At 58.1% G+C, this 18,686-nt stretch carries 14 protein-coding genes; 9 read left to right on the plus strand and 5 right to left on the minus strand.

From position 1 onward, the window contains the following. Positions 1-200: 200 nt before the first annotated feature. The 5 genes from M4951_RS11950 to M4951_RS11970 form a co-directional block, all read right to left on the minus strand. Positions 201-3,050, minus strand: coding sequence for a ribonucleoside-diphosphate reductase subunit alpha (locus M4951_RS11950; RefSeq protein WP_262026709.1), 2,850 nt, complete (start codon positions 3,048-3,050; stop codon positions 201-203). Between the two features lie 588 nt (positions 3,051-3,638). Beyond that, entirely contained in the window at positions 3,639-4,754 is a 1,116-nt protein-coding gene (locus M4951_RS11955; RefSeq protein ID WP_262026710.1) for an alkene reductase, read from the minus strand. An 87-nt stretch (positions 4,755-4,841) separates the two neighbouring features. Continuing rightward, positions 4,842-6,371, minus strand: coding sequence for a hypothetical protein (locus M4951_RS11960; protein WP_262026711.1), 1,530 nt, complete (start codon positions 6,369-6,371; stop codon positions 4,842-4,844). Between the two features lie 905 nt (positions 6,372-7,276). After that, positions 7,277-7,897: a hypothetical protein gene (locus M4951_RS11965; RefSeq protein ID WP_262026712.1), complete on the minus strand. Its 621-nt coding sequence runs from the start codon at positions 7,895-7,897 to the stop codon at positions 7,277-7,279. Positions 7,898-7,923: 26 nt separating this feature from the next. Next, entirely contained in the window at positions 7,924-8,376 is a 453-nt protein-coding gene (locus M4951_RS11970) for a TraR/DksA C4-type zinc finger protein (protein WP_262026713.1), read from the minus strand. Between the two features lie 199 nt (positions 8,377-8,575). On the opposite strand from M4951_RS11970, the gene M4951_RS11975 reads away from it, so the two are divergent. The 9 genes from M4951_RS11975 to M4951_RS12015 all read left to right on the plus strand — a co-directional run bounded on the left by M4951_RS11975 (position 8,576) and on the right by M4951_RS12015 (position 18,658). After that, a complete protein-coding gene (locus M4951_RS11975) occupies positions 8,576-9,220 on the plus strand; it encodes an esterase/lipase family protein (RefSeq protein WP_262026714.1) in 645 nt (214 codons plus the stop codon). Next, positions 9,217-10,020: a glycine-rich domain-containing protein gene (locus M4951_RS11980; RefSeq protein ID WP_262026715.1), complete on the plus strand. Its 804-nt coding sequence runs from the start codon at positions 9,217-9,219 to the stop codon at positions 10,018-10,020. Before M4951_RS11975 ends, M4951_RS11980 begins: the two co-directional genes overlap by 4 nt. Before the next feature lie 422 nt (positions 10,021-10,442). Further along, on the plus strand, positions 10,443-11,096 hold the full coding sequence (locus tag M4951_RS11985; RefSeq protein ID WP_262026716.1) for a DUF1080 domain-containing protein: 654 nt from the start codon (positions 10,443-10,445) through the stop codon (positions 11,094-11,096). Between the two features lie 327 nt (positions 11,097-11,423). Then, positions 11,424-14,321, plus strand: coding sequence for a tetratricopeptide repeat protein (locus M4951_RS11990; protein ID WP_262026917.1), 2,898 nt, complete (start codon positions 11,424-11,426; stop codon positions 14,319-14,321). An 83-nt stretch (positions 14,322-14,404) separates the two neighbouring features. Beyond that, complete coding sequence (locus M4951_RS11995) at positions 14,405-15,223, plus strand: MotA/TolQ/ExbB proton channel family protein (RefSeq protein ID WP_262026717.1); 819 nt, start codon at positions 14,405-14,407, stop codon at positions 15,221-15,223. A 42-nt stretch (positions 15,224-15,265) separates the two neighbouring features. Beyond that, positions 15,266-15,697 carry an ExbD/TolR family protein gene (locus tag M4951_RS12000; RefSeq protein ID WP_262026718.1) on the plus strand — a complete coding sequence of 144 codons (432 nt, stop codon included), beginning with the start codon at positions 15,266-15,268 and terminating at the stop codon, positions 15,695-15,697. Between the two features lie 2 nt (positions 15,698-15,699). Continuing rightward, positions 15,700-17,844: a hypothetical protein gene (locus tag M4951_RS12005; protein WP_262026719.1), complete on the plus strand. Its 2,145-nt coding sequence runs from the start codon at positions 15,700-15,702 to the stop codon at positions 17,842-17,844. Between the two features lie 224 nt (positions 17,845-18,068). Next, entirely contained in the window at positions 18,069-18,251 is a 183-nt protein-coding gene (locus M4951_RS12010; RefSeq protein ID WP_002652965.1) for a twin-arginine translocase TatA/TatE family subunit, read from the plus strand. Positions 18,252-18,307: 56 nt separating this feature from the next. Continuing rightward, positions 18,308-18,658, plus strand: a complete 351-nt coding sequence (locus M4951_RS12015) for a twin-arginine translocase TatA/TatE family subunit (RefSeq protein ID WP_262026720.1) — start codon at positions 18,308-18,310, stop codon at positions 18,656-18,658. The last annotated feature ends 28 nt before the right edge of the window (positions 18,659-18,686 follow it).

Here is an 18,686-nt window from a genome sequence, read left to right on the forward strand (position 1 = left end):
AAAAGCAAATCTCGACACTAGCCCGAGGCGCAAGCCAAGGGAATGCGTTTGCAAAGCGAAATAGGATCTAGGATCAGCAATCCCGCTGGAAGTGGCCAAGCGGATTCCCTCGGCTTGCGCCTCGGGCTAGTTTTCTTCTCGTGGTGCAGCCGGGCACATCGCGTGGCCGGCTGAGAAAATTTCGGAAGCGCGACGATCGCCTACTGGCAAGATTCGCAGTCGCCGTCCAGATTGCAGGCCTTCGGTTGTTCCGGCGGCAGTTCGTCCAATATTTCGGCGGCATCACCGCGATCGACGCGGATATCGGCCGAAGCGCTGGCGTTCTTCATCCAGCGAGGTTGGATGCCGAAACGATTGACGTCGATCGTCGACTTCTCGACCTGCGTCGCGCTGAGCGTGCGGAGGTAGTAAGTCGTTTTCAGGCCGACGTTCCAGGCCAACATGTACATGTCGTGCAGCTTGCGACCGCTTGGTTGGGCCATGTACAAGTTGAGCGACTGACCCATGTCGATCCATTTCTGGCGCCGGGCGCCGCACTCGATCAACCACTTGCTGTCGACTTCAAATGCGGTCAGATAGCGAAGCTTCAATTCGTCCGGAACTCGGTCGATTTCGGTCAGTTCGCCGTCGTAGTACTTGATCGCTTCGACCATGTCGCTATCCCACAAGCCTTCCGCCTTCAGGTCTTGGACCATCCGCAGGTTGAGCTGCGGGAACTCGCCCGACAAGTTGCTCTTGACGAACAGGTTCTTGTAGGTCGGTTCGATCGATTGCGAGACGCCGACGATGGTTGAGATCGTCGCGGTCGGTGCGATCGCCATGACGTTGCTGTTACGCATGCCATGCTCACGAACCGAGTCGCGAACAACTTGCCAATCCAAGGTCGAGCTGCGATCGACTTCGATCGGCAGGCCGCGCTCTTGTTCCAGGATGTCGAGCGAGTCGATCGGCAGAATGCCGCGATCCCATTTCGATCCCTTGTACGTTTCGTACGTTCCACGTTCGGCCGCTAATTGCGACGAAGCGAGGATCGCGAAGTACGAAATCGCTTCCATGCTGCGATCGGCGAATTCGACCGCTTCCTGGCTGGCGTAGCTGACGCCGAGCGACGACAAAGCGTCTTGGAAACCCATCAGACCCATGCCGACCGGGCGATGACGCGCGTTCGAGGTCTTGGCTTCGCCGGTGGGGTAATAGTTGATGTCGATCACATTGTCGAGCATGCGGGCCGCGGTGGTGACCGTTTCACGCAGCTTCTCGAGATCGAGCTCGCCATTGCGGATGTGAGCGACAAGGTTGATGCTGCCCAGATTGCAAACGGCGATTTCGTCTTTGGACGTGTTCAGCAAAATCTCGGTGCAGAGGTTGCTGCTATGAACGACGCCGACGTGATCCTGCGGCGAACGGACGTTCGACGGATCTTTCCAGGTGATCCACGGATGGCCGGTCTCGAACAAGCGAGTCAGCATCTTTCGCCACAGTTCGTTGGCCGGCAAGCGGCGGAACAGACGCATTTTGCCTTCGTCGGCCAGCTTCTCGTACTCTTCGTAACGAGCTTGGAAGGCCGAACCGCACAGGTCGTGCAAGTCGGGCGTTTCGTCCGGGCTGAACAGCGTCCAGTCGGCGTTTTCGCGAACGCGCTTCATGAACAAGTCGGGGATCCAGTTGGCCGTATGCATGTCATGCGTACGACGGCGATCGTCGCCGGTGTTCTTGCGGAGGTCGAGAAACTCTTCGACGTCCAAGTGCCAAGATTCCAGGTACGAGCAGACGGCGCCTTTGCGTTTGCCCCCTTGGTTGACCGCGATCGCGGTGTCGTTGACGACCTTCAGGAACGGGATCACGCCCTGGCTTTGGCCGTTCGTTCCCTTGATGTGGGCGTTGGTGGCCCGGATGTTGGTCCAGTCGTTGCCAAGTCCGCCGGCCCATTTTGACAGCATCGCGTTGTCGGAAACGACCTTGAAGATGTGCTCCAGGTCGTCATCGACCGTGCTCAGATAGCACGAGCTGAGCTGCGGGTGCAGCGTGCCGGAGTTGAACAACGTCGGCGTGGCCGAGGTAAAGCGGAACGTCGAGAGAATGTTGTAGAACTCGATCGCGCGGTCTTCTTTGTTCTCTTCGTTCCAGGCCAGACCCATTGCGACACGCATCCAGAAGTACTGGGGAGTCTCGATCCGGCGACCGTCGATGTGCAGCAAGTAACGATCATAGATCGTCTGCAGCCCCAGGTACGGGAACGCCGCGTCACGTTCAGGACGAAGAGCCGCCGAGATTCGCTCGAGATCGAAATCACGCAGTCGTTCGGCCAGACGGCCCGCTTCGATACCGGTCGAAATATACGTGCTGAACTCGCGACGCGTGACTTCGGCGATATCTTCTTTCGGATGCAGACGCCCGATCGCTTCGTTGTAGATCACCATCAGCATCAAGCGAGCGGCGACCTTGTCGTAGTCGGGGTCACGTTCGATCCGCGAACGCGAAGCGAGAATCATCGCGCGATAGATCTCTTGCGGCGTGATGCCGTCATAGAGCGAACGATAGGTCTCTTCGACCAGTTCTTCGGCCGAGCAGTTTTGCTCCAGACCACGAACGGCCGAATAGACCCGACGACGCAGACGAGTCGCGTCGAACGGCTCTTTCGTCCCATCTTCCTGCTTCACGTTGATCCGCGGAGCGACCAGATTTCCGTCGCTGTCCGCGGCGCGCAACGCACGCAGTTTGGCGTGCTCTTCTCTGTAGAGGATATAGCGGCGAGCGACCGAGAAGTGGCCGTGACGCATCAGTTGGATTTCGACCGCGTCCTGGATCGACTCGACATCGACTCCGTCGCGGCTGAACGGGCGACTTTCGATCTGATCGATGACCGCTTCCGAGATGCTTTTGACCTGATTTTCGAGCGAACTTTCCAGTTCTTGACCGTCCGGCACGCCGATTTCAGCGCGGAAAGCTTTGCCGATCGCATAGGCGATGCGAACGACATCAAACGAAATGATGCGGCCGTCCCGTTTACGAACTTCCAGGGCTACGGCGGGGGAGGTGACAGTCGTCATGACATCTGCTCCTTCGAAGGGTTCTTCCTGAACCGGCTGACGGCCGGATAAGGCGCGAGATTGAGATTCCATGGTTTGTGCTTCCAATGCGAATGTCGGGAAACTCAGGCTCGAACATCAAAGTTCGCTCCATGAGCGGCGGTCAGGATTAGGCGACGTCATCAAAATAGAAGCGCGCGTATCAACGCACCGTCTTCCTTGACGCGAGGTCCTCTAGAGAGGACTGCCAGACTCCTTATCCGCTTCCCCCCACGCGAGTGGAGTTCTACGGCCCCAAACGCTAGCAAGGCTGGCGTGTTGGGTGCGAGGGCAGCATTCATTGCCCACAGTATATTGTGCCAGGGCTTCCGCCGAAGCACAAGATGCTGTGGCTGATAAAATTGAATATCGCCAGATCTTGGGTTCCGACAACATCAATTCCACAGCCGGAGGCCCAATATATCGTGGTAGCACTTTGCGTCAACCACAATCTCTTCACCTTTTCCTAACATACGACGCGCCAGGACTTAGCGTCATGCGAGATCGCCGTAAGTTCAAGGAATTGCATTGCCGTCGCTGCTAGCGTTTTGCCGATTTCCAAACGCAAACTTAACGTGCTGCAGACGCCTCGGCGAAGGTTGGAAAGTCGGTGTAGCCCTGCGCGTCGGGACCTGCGCCATACCACAGCTTCGTGTCGGCGATGGGGGCGAGCGGCCATTGGTGCGCGAAACGCTCCGCCAAGTCGGGATTACTGATGAATGGTCGCCCAAATGCGATCAGGTCGGCGGCCCCGCTCTCGATCGCCGCTTCGGCCATTTCTTGGTCGTAGCCGCAATTGCCCATCAGCAGACCCGAAAAGACCTGCCGAAATTCCGCCAAGGTCATCGGTTTTCCATTTTCATGAAATCCAAACGCCAGTCCGTCGACGACATGCAGATAGGCCAGACCGAGCGGCGAGAGCTGCTCGGCGGCGTAAGTGAACTGCTCGCGGAAGTCGGCGGAGCCCATGTCGTTGTAGACGCCGTTGGGAGACAAGCGAACGCCGACCTGCGATGCGTCGAAGACTTCGGTCACCGCAGCGACCACTTCTCCTAAGAAGCGATAGCGGTTTTCGATCGAGCCGCCGTACAAATCGGTGCGGTGATTGGTTTTCGATTGCAAAAACTGGTCGATCAAATAGCCGTTGGCGGCGTGAATCTCAACTCCATCAAAGCCAGCCGCTTGGGCGTGCGCTGCCGCGGCGCGATAGTCAGCCACAACGCCGGGGATTTCTTCGCTCGTCAGCGCACGCGGCGTCTCGTACGGCTGTTTCCCGTCGTAGGTATGCGCTTCCCCTGCTGATGGCGAAATTTTGATCGCCGACGCGGAAACCGGCGGTTGCCCGTCATGAAAGCTGCTGTGCGAAGAACGCCCCATGTGCCACAGTTGCAGGAACATCTTGCCTCCAGCCGCATGCACCGAGCGAACCACATTGGCCCAACCGGCGACTTGCTCGTCGTTATAGATGCCCGGCGTATTGATCCAACCGATCGCTTGCTCGGAGATCACCGTCGCTTCCGAGATGATCAAGCCGGCCGAGGCGCGTTGCGCGTAATATTCGGCCATCATTTCGGTCGGCACGCGATCTTTGCCCGCTCTGGCGCGCGTCAGCGGCGCCATGACGACGCGGTTCTTCAGCTCCAAATTTCCCAGCATCAACGGCTGCATCAGCGGCGATTGCGACATAACTTCATCCTGCAGGAAACCAAGGAAACGGTCAGCGTTTCCCTTTCTGATGAAGTGAGTCGCCGCAGCGTTACTGCGGGAATCTGACTATTTTTGCGCCGCTTTTAGCTTGGCGTCGCTCAGATCCAACCGATAAAGCAACTGGTTGTAGTCATAGCGGGGAGTCGGCGATTGGGCGGCGGAGAACATCGCCGTGTAGGTCCCCTCGAAGTAGACCACGCGGCCTCCATTGGTCGAGAAGAAGGGATGCTGCCGCGGGTTATAGAACGAATATTGGGGATGAGTCGCGATTTTGACGGCGCTGCTCCAAGGACCAAGGGGCGAATCGGCTTCGGCGTACCAGACTTCGCCCAAGTACGAGGGAGCGTCTTTGTCGCCAGCTTGGTTGCCGATCAGGATCCACTTTTGGCGGTGCTCATTCCAGGCGATCGAACCGCCGTGCATGATGACGCCCTTGCCGCTGACCGCATCCTGCAATCGATAGCGGGCCGCGGTGTGCGGATCAATGGAACCCTGCTCGACGAGCTTCTGTTCCTCTTTCTGACTTGTCGGCGGTACGTCGCGCCGCCAGACGTATTTCTTTTCCTGCCGATCAAAGACAAAGGACTCGTAGGCATGTTGATCCAAGATGCTCGCCTCATCGGCGGCGACGCGCGTGTAGGCGAAAGGGGCGGCAAAGTAGATGTAGTTTCGCTGGTCCGCTTTGTCCTTCGCCATGAAAGCATTACCACGCGGGCCGCGCCATAATTCGTTCCGATCAAAATTGGCGACTTTCTGAAAGACGCCGGCCTCGTCGTCGAACTTCATTACCCCATGCTCGACCACTTCCGAGAGCGACTTGTGACGCGTGAAATGGGCGTAAAGCGTCTCGCTGCCGTCGTCGCCCGCCAAGTTAAACAGGCCAAACAGCCAAACGGGGCCATCTCCTGCCAGCGGCGCCATGCTGCGAATGCGCCCATCGTCACGCGTGAAGTATTCAAACGGCACGCCGCGCTCAGGCGAAGGCTGGCCAGCGACCGGCAACGGCGATGTGGCGCAGGTCGTTTGAAAATTGCCGAGCGGGTAACTCGCAATGTTCGTGTCTCCCCACAGCCAGAATAGCTTTCCCTGGTAGGGAACAACTTGCACCGAGTCTTGGCCGGTGACGTCGGCATTCAAGTTTTTCATTCTGGCCGGCAACGGCAACCCCAGCAAAGCGCTGTCGCGATAGATCCCCTCCCCGGTCAGCCGACAAAGTCGCTCGGCGACGTTATAACGGGGCAATTCAATAGTCGCGCTGGCGCCGGCCTCGGGATGCAAGCGAACGCCGCGAAAACCGAAACCATCCGGCTTGAGCCAATATCCGGGGCTGGCCACCTGAAAATAGACCTCTTGTCCCATCAGCCCTGGTTCCGCGAAAGCGACCCAGCCGTCCGAGTCGGTCCAGTAGGTGACTTCGTTGGTCGTTTTCAGTTGAACCAGCGGAACGCCGTTGCCGGTCGCCGGATCGACGACGCGAATGCCGAAGAAGGGGTCATGAACTTTCGGCCCTTTATCGCACTTGGCGGACGTCGGCAACAGCAAAATAGTCGCGATCAACGTAGTCAGCACGCCGGCGAGTGAGCGAAAGCATGGCATGGAGAGAGGCCCGGGAGCGAGGAAAGTAACGGCTCTAATATAGTTCAACGCACGCCGCCGTTCCAAAATGAACTTCTCTCTATTCTTGTGCCGCTGGCTCTTTACTTATCCGCCAAAGCCGTTTTACTCATTCAGATTGCTCAAAGATTGTCCGTTGACAATGCGCACGGATTCGTGGTCGCTTGCGGGGTGACGAACAGAAGATCGGGCGTTCCCTCCGAGCATGCCTGACTTGCAGCCGCATTTCCCTTGCTTGCGCAGAAGGTTACGAAGAGTGAAGTTGGACAACAAAACGAGAGCGTCCTGTCCGGTCCGGTCCAACCTTTCCGGTCCCAACAGATAGTCGCCCTTCGCTCCCGCGAAAGTAGCGTCTTCCTTCCGCTTTCGCAGGAGCGAAAGGCGACTAGGAGTCCACCCGGGCCGCAGTCACTTGGAAATGAACACAGTCGCTCGGCTTGCGGTTTTGAAGTTGGGTTATTTGGCCAGCCAGGGAAAGATCGCAACCTCAAAACTTGCCCACTCGGGCTGGCGTTGGATTGGTTGAATCCGTTGGACAAAAAACGTCGCGGTCCGGTCCAACCGGTCAGGCCGTGCTTGATGATATCCAATCCCCCCTATTTTAAACCACAGGCAGGATAGGCAATTTTGCAGAAAGTAGAGAGCGGTCCGGTCCTACCTTTTGGTCCTAGACAAAGTAGCCGTGGCGCCGTGGCCACGAAGAATGAATCTGAAAAAAAAGAGCGATCCAGTCCTGCCCGCCGAAAAAAACGGGCGGCGGTCCGGTCCTACCGTCCATGATTTCAGCTTCGGGGAGCGGCGCTAAAGCCGCCGAGGCAAAGTCGTGCCGCTGCGCTGCCCTGAGGTCTTCTTAAAAAGCGCAACGAAGGGGAATGAGCTACGCAGGCTTAATGTTCCTGGCCCGGCAGATGAGCGTCGTCGAAATGGACGTGCAGTTGCGGACGTTGCTCGATCAACTTGGCCAAGCCAGGCTCGGTGATGTCGGTTTGATCGAGATAAAACGACTCTAGCGAGTTGATTTCGGCGATATGTTCCAGCGCGGCATCGGTCAGCGGCGTTTGTAATAGGTGTAAAAAACGGAGCGATGGATTGTCCCGCAGCGCGGCGATTCCCGCGTCTGTTATGTGAGGACTGCCGATTCGCAATTGCGTCAGCTGCGGCAGCTTGGCGATTTCGGCCAAGCCGGCGTCCGTAATTTTTGCTTGGGGGAGATTAACAAATTGCAGATCTGGCAGCGCGCCCAACACCGCGGCGGCTGGATCATCGAGCGGCGTTTGATCGAGACGAATTCGCTGCAACTTGGTCGCACGCGAGAGAAGTTGCAATTCGGCGGGCGAAACGACGCGCTCGGTCACTTCGATCGTGTCACTTTCGCCAGCGATTACCTGACGCAGTTGCTCACGAAACGACAACTCCTGCGGCGATTGCGACGGAGCGTTGGGTGCGCTGCATCCGGCGACCAGGAGGAGCGGGACGAATAAGCAACATGCAGCGTGAGAGAGAGACATTTTCATCCGAGTTATTTGCGTCCAATTTATTTGCATCGGGGGCACCGCATTTTGTAACGGGTCATGCCGCCGCCGCGACTGGTGGAAAGAGACATGATCTCGCCGCACTTGGGGCAAAAGTCGGGCGTGGCGTGATCGTCGGCGTTGTCCAGCTTTTCGCGACAGCCGACGCACGTATCGGCGTCTGGAAAAACTTCGAGCCGCTCCAGCGGAATCGGTTGGCGACAAACCTGACAAACGCGGCGCTGATCCCACTCTTCTTCGTCATCGCGAGGAAGATCGACTTTCAAGCCGATCCGACTACAGTCGCCGCACGACAACTTGCCGGCGCTGCGACGGAAGAGTTCGACGACGAGATCGGCGTTGGGTTCTTCTTCGCGACGAAACATCCCGAGCGTCGTCAACTGACGAACCATCGCCAGATGATCGCAGATAAGATGCCAATGGCAGTCTGGACAAGAGATTTCGAGGCGTTCCATGAGCGTTTGAAAGTTTCGGGGGCAAGTTACGGCGGCAAGAATGCGGCGGCAAGAATGCGGCTGGGCCGGCGAATCGCCTGCGCAGGATCCATTCTGGCCGACAACCGCCGAGGGAGGGGAAATTCGGATTATACCAGCCGAGCAAATCGGCCATAATCTGGGAGACCCGATTTCTCGCATCGGAAGCAGAGGACCAGCGATGATTGATTCGGCAATATCAAGACGTAGAGAAAAAGTGGCGCTCATCCATGGGTTCTTTTCCTCCAGTTTGTGGATGAATCGATTAGAACGGCGGATACGGGCCGACGGCTTTACCACGCAAGCGTTTGGGTATGTCACCCTGATCGGCGATATCGAAGCGTACGCGCAAAGATTCGCCGAGGCGCTGCGTCAAATCGATAGGGAAGAGGACGTCGATCGACTGCACATCATCGGGCACAGCTTGGGAGGGCTAGTGACGCGGCGCGCGTTGCAGATTTATCGTCCGACGCGTCTCGGTCGCGTTATTTTTATGGCGAGCCCGCATCGTGGACTGTTTGCGGGAAGATTTTGGGGAGGTCTGCTCGGTCTGTTGCACTGCCGCGCCGTCGGACAAATGTCGGACGTCCCTGACAGCTATGTGAATCAAATGGCGCCGCCAGATTTTGAGTTTGCCGTAATCGCGGCGGCGCACGATCACTTGGTGACCGAGCAGTCGGCCAAACTGGAAGGGCACGCCGACTATCGGCTCTATCCGACGATGCATACGGCGCTGCTGCTGCGGCGTGACGTGGCCCAAGATGTTTGCAGCTATCTTGAACATGGACGCTTTCTCGACGCTTCTCTTACGAAAGCCGCAAGATGAACGAAGACCAACGCGAGCTATGGCGGAAGATCGAGCGGTTTTCGATCGACGAAGGGGATGAGCAACTAACCTTCGCGCGGCGTCTGGCGCGCGAGAACGGCTGGTCGCTGCGATTCGCCGAGCGCGTAGTGGAAGAGTACAAGCGGTTTGTTTTTCTCGCGATGGCGTCAGGTCACCGCGTTACGCCGTCGGAACAAGTCGATCAGGCCTGGCACTTGCACCTGGTCTATTCGCGCTCGTATTGGGAGCGAATGTGTCAGCAGGTGCTGGGGAAGCCGCTGCATCATGGACCCACCAAAGGAGGCGCGGCCGAAGCGGAGAAGTTTGAGGATTGGTACGAGCGAACCCAACAAAGCTACGCCGCGCTGTTTGGCGAAGCGCCGCCAGAGGATATCTGGCCCTCGTCCGCCGTTCGCTTTGATCCGTCGGTCCAATGGCGAACGGTCGACGTCGGTTCGCATTGGGTGATCCCCAAGTTGTCACGACGCGCGCTGACCTTGTTAGGCGGCGGCGTGCCGCTGTTGGTTGGCGCCGGCGTATCGCCGGCGCTGCTGGGAGCGGGGGGACTTCCGGTTTTGGTGAAAGTGATCATCGTCGTCTTTGTGCTGTTGTTGGTCGTTTGGTTGTTAGCGCTGCTCTTCCGATCTGGCAAAGATTCTGGCGGCGGTTGCAGCAGTTGCGGTGATTCGACCGGAGGGGGATGGTTTTTCTTTGGCGACTGGGGCTGCAGCAATGATTCGGGCTGCAGCAGCGACTCGGGGTGCGGAAGCAGCTGCGGCGGCGGTTGTGGTGGGGATTAGCGGAAAGCGGAAAGCGGAAAGCGGAAAGCGGAAAGCGGAAAGCGGAAAGCGGAAAGCGGAAAGCGGAAAGCGGAAAGCGGAAAGCGGAAAGCGGAAAGCGGAAAGCGGAAAGCGGAAAGCGGAAAGCGGAAAGCGGAAAGCGGAAAGCGGAATGCGGAATGCGGAATGCGGAATGCGGAATGCGGAATGCGGAAAAGCGCGGCATCAAAATGGGTTGGATTGCGAGGGCTTGTTGGACCGTTTGGGGGGAAGAAAATCTTTGTTTCTGCGCGTCTGTTCGCGCCAAATTGCTGCTCGTTGGCATGCTGGCCGAAAATTCGGGTTTGCGTATAGTCAGCCGTGCGGTCGGGGGCTATTTTCGAATGTTGCGAAACGCAAAACCTGATTCCCTCTCAATCTCTCTCCCGTCAAGGACCCACCTGATGAAACGTATCTTGCCGCTGTTGGTTTTCACCCTGATTGGCGCGCTGACCGGCGCTGCGACGTTGCACGCCGAAGAAGAGGGTTTCACCACTCTGTTCAATGGCAAAGATCTAGATGGCTGGGTCGGCGCAGTCAAAGGTTACGATGTCGAAGATGGCATGATCGTTTGCAATCCCAAAATAGGGGGCAACCTCTACTACGGCAAAGAATTCGACAACTTTGTGCTGCGGTTTGAATTCAAGCTGGAACCGGGCGCTAACAATGGTTTGGCCATTCGTTCGCCGATCGAAGGGAATTCGGCCTACAACGGCATTGAACTGCAAATCTTGGATACCGAACATGAACGCTACAAAACGATTGCGCCTTATCAAGCGCACGGATCGGTCTACGGCGTTGTGCCGGCGAAGCGCGGTTTCCTGAAACCGGTGGGTGAGTGGAATGTGCAAGAAGTCGTTGCGGACGGCAATCAAGTCAAAGTGACCCTCAACGGCGAAGTGATCGTTGACGCTGACATCAAAGAAGCGTCAAAGGATGGAACCTTGGATCACAACAAGCACCCCGGTCTATTGAACAAAAAAGGGCACATCGGCTTTTTGGGGCATGGAACCAAGGTTTCGTTTCGCAACATCCGTATCAAGCCGATCACGAAGTAAGTGCTAGCGACCGCCTGTTAAGTTTGGCGAACTGCGCAGCTTACGTCTCGCGCGGTAGTTCTGGTAAATCCATCGAGACCGTCCGGTCGATTGCATAGATATCGCAGTCGACCGTGGCGGTCTTTGCTTTTCTCTGCGTCAAATTGGCGACTAGAAAATGCTGGCGAATCGCCCTGTCGCCGCTCTTCTGCGATCAGTATGATTTCACGGCTTCTTTTCTTACGCTAACGAGCCGCAGCTCTCAAGGATTGAGACTGTACGCACAACGGAATGATGCGAAACACGAGGTTACTACTGACGCTGGTTCTCATTGCGACATCGTTCGTGATGACTCGACCAGCTTGCGCCGACGGGGCTGCTGAACTGTATGCCGTCGCGGCGAGCCAATATGCTCGTAAGGATTGGGAAGCGGCGATCGTAGCGTTTGATCGTTTTCTCTATGACTATCCGGATCATTCGCTGACCGGCCCCCTCCTCTTCTATCGGGGCGAAGCGCTGATTCAGCTCGAAGATTTTGCGGATGCTCGCAAGTCGTACGAAGATTTCCTGCAGCGCGTTCAAACTCACGCGAATCGCAGCCAGGCCGAATTTCGGATCGCCGAATGCTATTATCTGACCGGTGATCTTGAAGCGGCGCAGACGCAGTTCGAGACCTTCATCACCGCGCACCAAGATCACGCGCTATACGCTCACGCATTGCCCTATCTGGGCGAAATCGCGTTGGCCGATCAAGACTACGACATGGCCGAACAGCTTTTCCGCAAAGCGAAAGCCGCCGCGCCCAGTCTGACGATGCAGGGAGAAGCGGAGCTAGGCTTAGCCCGGACATTGCGAGACAGTGGTCAGTTGTCAGCCGCACGCACGGCCTATCATGCCGCGCTGAAACAGGAACTATCCGAAGCGCACGACGCCAGATTTGAGTTGGGAGTGCTGGAATATCGCCTGGGCGAACATCGCGTCGCCGTTGAGCATCTGACCGAAGTCGCCAACGCTGGCGATCGACACAGCGACGTCGCCAAGCTTTGGATCGCTAAAGCCTATTATGGAGTTCGCGATTGGCCGCAAGCCGAACAGCGACTGCAAGAGTTGGCCAACGAGGAAAAGCTGAGTCAATATCGTGACGAGATCGACTATCTGTCAGCTCGCATTCGCTTGGAGCAAGGGGGAACGAGCGAAGGCCTAACGCAGCTCGAACAGCTGTTGAAGGACCATCCCACGTCGCCTTGGTGCGACGAAGCGCTTTTCTATCTGGCCGAAGCGGCGGTGGTGACCGGCGACCTGGACAAAGCGACCGTGACCGCCCAACGACTCATCGTAGAACATCCCCGGCAAGAAGCGACGCCGCAGGGGGTTCGCCTGGTCGTGCGGAAGTGGCTTGAGCAAGAGAACTATACGCGTGCGATCGAGTTGCTCGCGTCGCCTGAGATAGATGAGGTGGCGCCCGATCTGGAAAAGACCGCAGCAGCTTGGAGCTTTGAGCTTCCCTACTTGCGCGGCGTCGCTCAACTGGGCGCCGGCAACGTGAAACAAGCGATGCGGCAGTTAGAAACGGCGATCGCCGCGACCGACCTCCCGCAGCAACAAGGTTCGGCCTACTACGCGCTTGGCTTGGCCGCCGATCGTAGCGGAGAAGACGCCAACGCGGCGCGTCATTTCGCCAAGTATCTGGAAGTCTCGCCGACCGGCGAGGAAGCGTCCGCTTCACGCTTGCTGCTCGCGTCGTCATTGGCCCGCATCGGTCAATTGGAAGATGCGAAGACCACCTACGCTCAAGTGGATCGCGCCAATTGCGAGACGCGGTTGTATTGGCTCACCACGCGACGGCTGGCGGAAACCGCCTTGAAATCAGGCGACAAATCATGGGCTGGCGAACTGTTCCAAAAGCTGACGCAGGACGGCAATCCGGAAGAATTTGTCAAAGCCGGCGTCGCCGGACTGAGCTGGGTTCAGCTGGATGCGGCCAGCGACGAAACTTCGGCCGCCGCTATAGAACAGTTGATCGAGAAAGATCCGACTAGCACGCTGATTCCGGCGGTATTGTCGGCCCGGGCGCAGATCTTGCTCCAACGTGATCAAGCGGCCGAAGCGCTCACGATCTACCAGCAGATCTATCGTGACTATCCCGATTCAGACGCAGCACCGGCGGCGATGCTGTCAGCGGCTCAGCTGCTGAATCAGCGGAAAGAATATGGCCGCGCCGCCGAACTCTATCGCGCACTGATCCAGGCGCCCAGCAAAGACTTGCAGCGAGACGACCTTCATTATCAATTGGGTTGGGCGTTGCACGACCAAGGAAACCAGGCGGCTGCCGCCGAACAGTGGCGCATCATCTGCGAGAACTACCCTCAAAGCCAGCTCTGGAGCGACGCCGCTTATCGTCGCGCCGAACAATTGCTGACCACGAAACAGCCGAACGAAGCGAAGGCGCTGCTGCAACAGATCGTCGACAGCGGTGACGCCCAAGTCGCTCCTCACGCGACCTACTTGCTCGGACAGATCGCCGTCAGCCAGTCTGACTGGGAAGCGGTGGCCACGCAGATGGCCAAGCTCGAAGGGGGTGACAACGGCGAAGAACTACAGACCATGGCGAGCTTCTGGCACGCCGAGTCACTCTTCCATCAGCACAAATTCAGCGAAGCGGCGAAGTTGTTTAATGATGTTGACGCATTGGCTCGCGGACGCGAGTTGTCGTGGAACGCGACGGTATCGCTCCGCCGCGCCCAACTCGCGGCGCACCTGGGCGACTGGGACGAAGCGCTTCGCCTGGCCGATCTGGCGGTGGTGAGCCATCCCGATTTTGAACAACGCTTTGAGCTCGACTATCTTCGCGGCCGCTGCTTGGCGCGTCAGGCGAACTTTGCCGAAGCTCGCAAGGCCTACCAACGCGTGATTGATTCGCGTCTGGGGGGAGCGACCGAAACCGCCGCGATGGCGCAGTGGATGATCGGCGAAACCTACTTCCATCAAAAGAACTACCAATCGGCGATTCAAGCTTACTCTCGCGTCGCCGCATTGTACGACTTCCCACGCTGGAAGGCCGGCTCACTGCTGCAGATTGGGAAGTGCTACGAGATTTCGCGCCAGTGGGATAAGGCGCAGAAGTACTACGACGAAGTTTCGGCCGGTTACCCAAAGTCCTTTTTTGCCGGCGAAGCGCAGCAGCGGCTGAGCGTCGTCCGTCAACGTCGCGAGACGGCCGGAGTCAAGACAACGGAACAACGCTAAGCGACGTTGGATGCGCCACGACATTTTTTTATTACCGCCGGCGGCGCCCCTCGCCGGTGATTTGAGATCGGGAGTCTACTGAAATGGATGTCAGTCAGATGCGAACCGTTAGTCGCGGCATTTGCCAAATGGCGCTGATCGCAGCGCTCGGGGGCATGGTTCTAACAGCGCCGGCGTTTGCGCAAGAAGGCGTGGACGCATTGGCCTCTGCGGCTGAATCTCCTATTCCCACCAAAAACATGCTGCAAGCGGTTCGCGATGGCGGCTTGCTGATGTATCCGATTGTGCTTTGCTCATTTCTGCTGCTGGTCTTCGTCTTTGAACGAGCGATCAGCCTGCGAACGGGCCGCGTTATTCCGCGGCCGTTCGTCAAACGATTTATCGAGCAGGTCCGCGAAGGGCAAATCGATCAGGAAGAAGCGTTGGCGCTGTGCGAAGAAAATCGGAGCCCTGTGGCCGAGGTCTTTTCGGCTGCGGTCAAAAAATGGGGCCGTTCTTCGGTCGAAGTCGAGCAGGCGATCATTGATAGCGGGGAACGCGTCACCAACGTACTAAGACGCTACCTGCGACTGTTTAACGGCATCTCGACAATCAGCCCGCTGCTGGGGTTGCTCGGCACTGTGCTCGGCATGATTAAAGCTTTCAATGCGATCGCTACGGCTGATGCGATGGGCCGCCCCGAGTTGTTGGCCGCCGGCATCAGCCAAGCGTTGTTGACCACGGCCGCCGGTTTGACTGTCGCGCTGCCGGCGTTGATCGCCTATCTCTTCTTTGTCGGCCGCGTCGACAAGTTGGTGATGGAGATCGATTCGCTGGGACAGGAAGTGGTCAATGCGATCGCGTCGGATGGTTGGAAAGAGCGAAAGAGCGGCGCTAAAAAAGCGTCCCGTCGCGCCGCGTAATCGCTGGGTGAATGGAATCGCCCCCATAAAGGAGCCAGGAAGGTGCCTCTCAAAACGCATATCGACGAGACGCCGACGCTCAACTTGACGCCGATGATCGACATTGTTTTTCTGTTGATCATCTTCTTCATGGTCGGAACCAAATTTACTGAGCTCGAACGAAAGATCGGGCTCGAAGTTCCCGCTGTCAACGATGTTGGCGCGTTGACCGCCGCCCCCGAGCGAAAAGTGGTCAACATCTATCGAGATGGACGCATCATGCTCGATCGGCAAGAGCTGACGATTGAGCAACTGCAGTCGACGCTAATCGCGGCTCGCGGCGAGTATGAAGATCTGGGCGTGCTCGTTCGCGGCGACGCCGAGATCCCGTTCCAGAGCGTCGCCTCGGTGTTGAACGCTTGTCGTAGTGCGGGGATAAACGAGATGGGCATCTCAGTTCGTTTGGCGCAACAAACCACCACGAGCACGAGATAGTCATGGGCCTGCTGGCGGACGTCAATCCGAGCTTTTTCTCGTCGTACGTGATCTGGAATGTCATGTGGGCGGGGCTTGCCGTATTGACGATCTCGCTGCTGGTGTTGATGCAAACTCGCTGGGGGCAAGCCAAACCGCTGTCGAAGTGCGTCGTTCTCTCGATCTTCGCACATTTGCTGCTGATCGCTTACGCGCATATGACGCAACTGTTTGCGCCGGGGCCGGCGCGTTCCCCAGCACCGATTAGCTTCAAGCTTTCCAACGTCGCATTTGAAGAGAAAGCGGATCGCCCGACGCAGAAGGCGCAGCAAGCGAAGCCTTGGGAGGTTTCCAAGACAGCGTCGCTTCCCTCGCCGCAAGCTGTCCCCTTGGCCCGTCGTGAAGACCAAAACGCAACGGTTAGCGATCCCACTCAAGACTGGCCCAGCGAAGATACGCCTCTCAGTCAAACGATCGCGCCGCCGCTGGACGCCGCAGACGAATCCGAGCTGGCCGAACCCAACCAAACGCCGGTCGAACCGTCGATCGCACCGCGAGGGTCGATGATTGCGGCCGCCGAGATCGCCCCGATTGCGGCGGCGCCCATTGCGGCCGAAGCGGCGGCAGAAATCGCCGAAGCGATGGGCAACACGCCGATGGCGCCCACCCTGGCCCGACGTGATTCGACCGGACCGCCTGCCGCCGAGACAACGCCGCCGCTGATCGAGCCAACCGAAGATGATCGCCACATGGACGATCAGATTCATCAGTTGGCCGAAATGGCTGCGACCGCCAAGCCGGCCGATGCAATCCAAAGCGAGATCGATCAGCTGCGCGCCGCCGACAATCGGATCGATGGTCCGACCGCATCGTCGGCGCGTGCTGAAAATGGCACGCCCGCTCAGTTGGCGGCTGCCCGCGCCTCGGGCGATCAAAAGAAGCTCGCGCAACTCGATCAGCTCGGCGTCCCGGCCCCGGCGACCAATCGCCGCACGCTGGCCGCTTCCCCCTTGCCGTTGGCGATGCAGGCGCGCGTCGCGGAAAATCAAACAGACATCATCCAGGCCCAAGGGGGCGATCCGCGGATCGAAGCCGCCGTCGACGCGTCGCTGGTTTGGCTCGCGGCGAATCAAGAAGACGACGGGCGCTGGGACGCGAGTCGGCATACCGCGGGCGACGAACAACGTGTTCTCGGTCACGATCGCTACGGAGCTGGCGCCGATGCCGATACCGCCGTTACCGGCCTGGCGGTTCTCGCTTTCATGGCTCGCGGTCATACGCATCTCGAAGGAAAACATCGCGCACATGTGCAGCATGGTCTCGAGTTCCTGATTTCGCAACAGGCCGAAACCGGTTCGCTGGCCGGCGAGGCGCGCCTGTTCGCCCAGATGTATTGTCACGGCATTGCAATGCTGACACTTAGCGAAGCGTATGCGATGACCCGCGACGATCGCATTCGGCCGGCGCTCGAAGCGGCCCTTAACTACTCGTTTCAATCGCAGCATCAAACTTCCGGCGGCTGGCGCTATCAGCCCGGCGACCTGGGAGACATGAGCCAATTTGGTTGGCAGGTACTTGCGCTGCACAGTGCCCAACTGTCGGGGATCGAAACGCCAGAGCGGACGCGGGACCTGATGACCCGCTTTTTGCGCAGCGTCTCGTCGGGCGACAACAATGGTTTGGCTGGATATCGCCCCGGCGAACGGACTACCCCCGTCATGACCGCCGAAGCGCTGGTCTGCCGCATTTTTATGGATGCCGAGAATAGCCCGGCCACGGTTGAGGAAGCGGCCAACTATGTCGCCCGTTTTGAGCCTGGTCCCGGCAAGCCGAATCTCTATTTCTGGTACTACGGCACGATCGGCATGCACCAGCTGCAGGGGGAACGCTGGCGAAGCTGGAGCGGCTCGCTGCAGCGTCAGCTCCTCAATAACCAGCGCGGCGGCGGCATCGAAGCCGGCAGCTGGGACCCCGATACCGTCTGGGGGTGTTACGGCGGCCGCGTCTATTCGACCGCGATGGCGACCTTGTCCCTCGAGGTCTATTTTCGCTATCTTCCCATTTATTACGACCTCCAGAACCGCCCTGCTCCGGTCGCCCAGGCGCCGGCCAGGATCCCCAGCAGCGTGCGAATCTCGTCAAAACCGGAAAATTTGGCCCCGCGCTAGGGTTCCCGCAGTCGACGGCTAGCGATTGCTCCCTTTACAGTTGGGTGCGTCTGAGTAAAATTGAGCAATGGATGTGGCAAGTAGCCGCACCCTTCGCGCATTTGGTTTGCGCAAAGGACCGCACGAGTATTGGTTCTGGTCAGGCCCCTCGGGGCGCCGACCCGCTTTCGCCTACTTGGTTGCGTGTTCTATCTCCGTCTTTCGTTTGACAACGAGGTAAGAACATGGGTTTAGGCTGGCAAGAATTACTGATCGTGTTGTTCATCGTTCTTCTCCTGTTTGGATCTACCAAACTTCCCCAATTGATGCGCAGCCTAGGACAAGGCGTCGGCGAATTCAAAACGGGAATGAAGGAACCGCCGGTTCATGATGACGAGCATGACGAAGAAGAAACGAAACAGGCCTAAATCGCCCGGCTCGTAGCTTATTTCTCATTTCACGTCGCGAACAAAGGTCCCGTCGTATGATGACTGTACCCATTTCCGTGCCGGTAATCTTCGGATTTCTAGGCGGCCTGGGAATGCAAGAAATGATGATCGTCGCCGTCCTGGCGGTGCTGCTGTTCGGCAAAAACTTGCCGGGAGTCGCGCGCTCGTTGGGCCGCAGTTACTCCGATTTCAAAAAAGGCCTCAGCGATATCCAGTCTGAGTTCCATAGCGCTACCAAAGAAGTAGAAGACACGGTCAACGACCGAGGCTACTCGTCAAAATCGAGCAGTTCCTCCAGTTATGATGACTATGACGACTACGCCGAAGCGACCGCCCCCAAGTTCGAGCCCCCTCCGGCCGAACCGCACAAGTCGGAAAACGGCTAAAGCCGTCGCTTCCCCCGACTTCGACCAA

The organism is Blastopirellula sp. J2-11, from assembly GCF_024584705.1.
Lineage (GTDB): Bacteria > Planctomycetota > Planctomycetia > Pirellulales > Pirellulaceae > Blastopirellula.

Coding starts and splice junctions, on each gene's coding strand:
- M4951_RS11975 (WP_262026714.1), top strand. CDS start 8,576: ATGATTGATTCGGCAATATCAAGACGTAGAGAAAAAGTGGCGCTCATC.
- M4951_RS12015 (WP_262026720.1), top strand. CDS start 18,308: ATGATGACTGTACCCATTTCCGTGCCGGTAATCTTCGGATTTCTAGGC.
- M4951_RS11950 (WP_262026709.1), bottom strand. CDS start 3,050: ATGACGACTGTCACCTCCCCCGCCGTAGCCCTGGAAGTTCGTAAACGG.
- M4951_RS11990 (WP_262026917.1), top strand. CDS start 11,424: ATGACTCGACCAGCTTGCGCCGACGGGGCTGCTGAACTGTATGCCGTC.
- M4951_RS11985 (WP_262026716.1), top strand. CDS start 10,443: ATGAAACGTATCTTGCCGCTGTTGGTTTTCACCCTGATTGGCGCGCTG.
- M4951_RS11995 (WP_262026717.1), top strand. CDS start 14,405: ATGGATGTCAGTCAGATGCGAACCGTTAGTCGCGGCATTTGCCAAATG.
- M4951_RS11965 (WP_262026712.1), bottom strand. CDS start 7,897: ATGTCTCTCTCTCACGCTGCATGTTGCTTATTCGTCCCGCTCCTCCTG.
- M4951_RS11970 (WP_262026713.1), bottom strand. CDS start 8,376: ATGGAACGCCTCGAAATCTCTTGTCCAGACTGCCATTGGCATCTTATC.
- M4951_RS12005 (WP_262026719.1), top strand. CDS start 15,700: ATGGGCCTGCTGGCGGACGTCAATCCGAGCTTTTTCTCGTCGTACGTG.
- M4951_RS11980 (WP_262026715.1), top strand. CDS start 9,217: ATGAACGAAGACCAACGCGAGCTATGGCGGAAGATCGAGCGGTTTTCG.
- M4951_RS12010 (WP_002652965.1), top strand. CDS start 18,069: ATGGGTTTAGGCTGGCAAGAATTACTGATCGTGTTGTTCATCGTTCTT.
- M4951_RS11955 (WP_262026710.1), bottom strand. CDS start 4,754: ATGTCGCAATCGCCGCTGATGCAGCCGTTGATGCTGGGAAATTTGGAG.
- M4951_RS11960 (WP_262026711.1), bottom strand. CDS start 6,371: ATGCCATGCTTTCGCTCACTCGCCGGCGTGCTGACTACGTTGATCGCG.